Annotated in this window: 1 pseudogene; it reads right to left on the reverse strand. The window is 73.6% G+C overall.

Going from position 1 to position 280, the window contains the following annotated elements:
• Window positions 1-280, reverse strand: a pseudogene (locus tag KZZ06_RS20475) (RNA-binding transcriptional accessory protein); the annotation flags it as partial.

Below are 280 nucleotides of genomic sequence, written 5' to 3' on the forward strand. Positions count from 1 at the left end.
GGCGGCGATCTCAGAGGCCGAGTAGACCGAGGCGCCGGCCTCGGAGACCATCACCTTCGCGAGCGGCAGGTCCGGGTTGGCTGCGATGATCTCCGCGGCGAGGCGCTCGGTCTCGCGGGAAGCGGTGCCGTTGCCGACGGCGAGAAGCTCCACGCCGTGCAGCCGGCACAGCCGGCCGAGCGTCGCGACGGCCTCGCGCCAGCGCCGTTGCGGCTCGTGCGGGTAGGTCGTCTCCACCGCGACGACCCGCCCGGTTCGATCCGCCACGGCGACCTTCACG

It is taken from the genome of Sulfitobacter sp. CW3 (genome assembly GCF_019392245.1).
In the GTDB taxonomy this organism is placed as follows: domain Bacteria; phylum Pseudomonadota; class Alphaproteobacteria; order Rhodobacterales; family Rhodobacteraceae; genus Sulfitobacter.